Annotated in this window: 3 protein-coding genes; 2 read left to right on the forward strand and 1 reads right to left on the reverse strand. The window is 64.6% G+C overall.

The genetic code is table 11. The features are described 5' to 3' along the window. Window positions 1–143: 143 nt before the first annotated feature. Entirely contained in the window at window positions 144–641 is a 498-nt protein-coding gene (locus WAW17_RS21995) for a GtrA family protein (protein ID WP_422335035.1), read from the reverse strand. A gap of 103 nt (window positions 642–744) precedes the next feature. Between WAW17_RS21995 and WAW17_RS22000 the strand changes: the two genes are divergently transcribed. Continuing rightward, window positions 745–1,689 (forward strand): glycosyltransferase, encoded by a 945-nt coding sequence (locus WAW17_RS22000; RefSeq protein WP_422335036.1) that lies wholly within the window; start codon window positions 745–747, stop codon window positions 1,687–1,689. Next, a partial coding sequence (locus WAW17_RS22005) for a DUF2142 domain-containing protein (protein WP_422335037.1) occupies window positions 1,686–2,855 on the forward strand: 1,170 nt, incomplete at its 3' end. The genes WAW17_RS22000 and WAW17_RS22005, both read left to right, overlap by 4 nt.

A 2,855-nucleotide genomic window follows, 5' to 3' on the forward strand; every position in this document is an offset into this window, starting at 1 on the left:
CACTCGGCTGGTCCGTTGGTGCGGATGCGGGTACGGGCTGATTCATCGAAAACTCCAAACCCTTGTCTCTCGTGGCTGCGTGTCTCTCCGAGGCTGCGTGTCTCTCGAGCTGCGTGAGCCGGTACGCGGCTCCCCCGAGGCTATCAATCAGCGTCGACCGCCCGGGTCGCCTCACGCTCGGATGTGCTCGATTCGGTATCCCGGAAGACGAAAGTGTCGTAGGCCCAGTACCGGAAGACGACGGCGACGATCTGTCCGATCACGGTGCCCGACACGTTGTCCGCGAGAGGGCTCGACAGGTCGAGCACGTACCGGGAGAAGCCGAGGCAGCCCAACTGAAGTGCAATCGCCACCACGTTGAAAACGCCGTACAGCACGTACTGACGCAGGGGGTTTCCGGTCTTCCGGTGAGAGAACGTCCAGAACCTGTTTCCGAGGTACGTGACGACGGTCGCGACTCCGATAGCGATGATCTTCGCCACAAGGGGATTGCTGAACAGTGGCCCCTCGCCGCCCCAGAACACCAGCACGTTGTAGGTGCCCGCATCCACGAGGAACCCTAGGACACCCACCACGAGGAACGCGCCACCGCTTCGTGCCAGGGAGCGCATTCTGTCGAGGTCTGGGGACGGAGCCGGCACGTGGCGAAGGGTACACGCGCGCGGTGTCGTGTTCTGCATCGGCGAGAGCATCGACTAGCCTGCCTTCGCACGCACAATTTTCGAGATCCGAGGAAGTCAGCCGGTGGAACCCTCCACGATGAGAGTGGCCGCTGTGGTCCCCTGCCACAACGAGGAAGCCTCCGTCGGCAAAGTGGTGAGCGATCTCAAGGCAGCCGTGCCGGGCATCACCGTCTACGTCTATGACAATCTGAGCACCGACGCCACCGCGGATAAGGCGGCGGCCGCCGGCGCGATCGTCCGGCGCGAGGACGTGAAGGGCAAGGGCAACGTGGTTCGCCGGGCGTTTGCCGACATCGAGGCCGACGTCTACGTCATGATCGACGGTGACGACACCTACGACGCATTCGCCACACCACTCATGATCGAAAAGCTCCTCAGCGGTCCCTATGATCATGTCCTCGGGGTGCGGTGCCAGGATCCGGAGGGGGATGCGTACCGCGCCGGGCACGAAACCGGCAACAGGGTGCTCAACGGCGTGGTCGGCTGGGTTTTCGGCACCAACGTCCACGACATGCTCAGCGGTTTCCGGGTGTTCTCCCGTCGCTTCGTCAAGAGTTTCCCGGCTGTGTCGCGCGAGTTCGAGGTGGAGACCGAACTGACCGTCCACTCGCTGCACCTGCGCGTTCCGCAGACCTCCGTGGAGGTCGGGTTCCGCGACCGCCCCGCCGGAAGCGAGAGCAAGCTGCGCACCTATCGGGACGGCACCAAGATCCTCTCGCTCATCGTCACGCTCGCCCGGCACGAACGACCTGTCGCCTTCTACGGACTCTTCGGCACCTTCAGCGTGCTGGTCTCGTTGATCCTCGCCGCGCCGATCGTCGTCGAGTTCTGGGAAACCGGACTCGTCCCCCGCTTCCCGACACTGTTCCTCGCTTTCACGCTGGTGATGCTGGGATGTCTGGCATGGACCGCCGGGCTGATCCTGGACGGCATCCGCCGGTCACGTCACGAGATGGCCAGGTTGCTGTACCTGCGGGACGGGATCCCGAGAAGGAATCCCGAATGATGCCGGAGCAGACGGCACCGGCAGACACGACCGAACCCCGGCCGATGCCCCGATCGGCAGCGCCCACCGTGGCCCGCCCGACTGCCGAGCCTGCCGATGCTGTGCCCGCCGATGCCCGGCCGGCGGACCGCCGGATCGGTGCGGTGTCCATCGCGTTCCTCGTCATCGCCACGATTGCCGGGGCCGTGTTCGCGGTCCTCACCCCCGCATTCTGGGGTCACGACGAGATCACCCAGTTCGGTCGCGCGTATCAGGTGGCGCACGGGGGTGTCTTCCCTCAGGAAATCGACGACGAGCGCGGGATCGCGTTCGGTGGAGACATACCGGACAGCGTCGACGCCCTCATGCACTACGCGCTGAACGATTACCGGGACAACCCGGAAGAACCCCTGCCGATGGTCGCGTCTCCCGACGGCTACGACCGGCTGGAATCGGCACCGATCTCCGAGACCACCACGCGCATGTGGTTCACCAACACGGCGGCATACTCGCCGGTCGCATATCTGCCCGCGGCAGCCGCCATCCGCACCGCCGAATTCCTCGACCTGAACGTGGGCGGACTACTTCTTCTTTCTCGGCTCTCCGGCGTCGTCGTGTTCGTGGCCGTCGCCGGATTCGCCGTGAACTCCCTGCGCCGGTATCGGATCGCGTGGCTGGCGTTTGCTTTGGCACTTCTTCCCATCGCGGTTTTCCAGGCCGGGACCGTCACCGCCGATACCGTGACCAATGCCCTTGCACTGCTCGTGTCCGCGCTGTTCGTGAAGGCGGTGTTCCTCCGGGACCGGCTCAGCAAGCCCGAGACCGTGGTCCTGCTCGCCTCGGCAGTGCTGCTTCCACTGTGCAAGCCGACCTACGTCCTGCTGGCTCTACTCGTCGCACTCGTCCCGGCCACGCAACTTGGCTGGACGCGCCGTGTGCGCCCGCTTGCGCCCGCCGCCGCCGCGATCGGCATGATCCTCTTCCTCGTCTGGACGAGGATCTCGGCAAGGACCACCGAGGGAATGGGATTCATGCGTCCCGTCGACGAGTGGTATTCGGTAATTCCCGCCGAGCAGATGTCGCACGTTCTCGGCGACCCGTTGAACTTCGTGGCGACCTTCCTCCAGACGATGATGATTCGGGATCAGCTCTATTTCGTGCAGTTCTTCGGCGAACTCGGCTTCAGC

Origin of the sequence: Rhodococcus sp. (in: high G+C Gram-positive bacteria), assembly GCF_049286785.1 — a bacterium.
In the GTDB taxonomy this organism is placed as follows: domain Bacteria; phylum Actinomycetota; class Actinomycetes; order Mycobacteriales; family Mycobacteriaceae; genus Rhodococcus_F.